The following is a 316-nucleotide window of genomic DNA, read 5'->3' as shown; positions in this document are numbered from 1 at the left end:
CGGGAAGATTTTGAGGATGCGCCGGAAATTATCCAGAGTGGATTATACCAGCACGTTTACTCGGATGAGTACGATCAGCCTGGTGGAGAGCCTATTGCAGCATTAATCTCTGCCTACGAGTTTGATGCGTCTTCGCAGGATATCGCCCTGCTGCGTAACATCTCGAAAGTGTCTGCCGCCGCCCATATGCCGTTCATTGGCTCGGTGGGGCCGAAGTTCTTCATGAAAAACACGATTGAAGAGGTGGCGGCCATTAAGGACATCACCAATTTCTTCGATCGCGCGGAGTATATCAAATGGAAGAGCTTCAGGGAAA

1 protein-coding gene is annotated in these 316 nt (G+C 50.3%); it reads left to right on the top strand.

Going from position 1 to position 316, the window contains the following annotated elements; genetic code table 11:
* Nucleotides 1-316: type VI secretion system contractile sheath domain-containing protein (locus AAIR21_RS28080; protein WP_434682868.1), on the top strand; the 316-nt coding region annotated here is incomplete at both ends.

This window comes from Enterobacter sp. PTB (genome assembly GCF_051130085.1).
Classification (GTDB): domain Bacteria; phylum Pseudomonadota; class Gammaproteobacteria; order Enterobacterales; family Enterobacteriaceae; genus Enterobacter; species Enterobacter ludwigii.
The sequence above is the reverse complement of the archived record's forward strand: the minus strand, read 5'-3'. Positions and strand labels throughout refer to the sequence as shown.